The sequence below is a fragment of the Frankia umida genome (genome assembly GCF_023242945.1).
GTDB classification, from domain to species: Bacteria; Actinomycetota; Actinomycetes; order Frankiales; family Frankiaceae; genus Frankia; species Frankia umida.
The window spans coordinates 1-272 of the sequence record NZ_JALKFT010000130.1; the positions used below are offsets into that span (position 1 = coordinate 1).

Genomic DNA, 272 nt, shown 5'->3' on the forward strand with positions numbered 1-272 from the left:
GACCGGGGAATCGTGTGTTCTGCCCGGTGTGGGAAGTCGGGTGGTGAAGCGGGCGTACCGCTACCGTTTCTACCCGAACCCCGGCCAGGTGGAGAACCTCGCGAAAACGTTCGTCTGTGTCCGCTACGTGTACAACCGGGCGCTTGCCGAACGGCGCCGGGCGTGGTCCCAGGAACAGCGGCGGATCAGCCACGGGGAAACCGATCTGATGCTTACCGGGTGGAAACGGGGCCCGGACACTCTGTGGTTGGCCGAGCCGTCGAAAGGCCCGC

At 65.8% G+C, this 272-nt stretch carries 1 protein-coding gene; it reads left to right on the top strand.

Features of this window, described 5'->3' with window-relative positions; translation table 11 throughout:
• Positions 1 to 40: 40 nt before the first annotated feature.
• Positions 41 to 272, top strand: a 232-nt coding sequence (locus MXD59_RS26100; RefSeq protein WP_248827216.1) for a helix-turn-helix domain-containing protein, incomplete at its 3' end; no start/stop codon positions are given.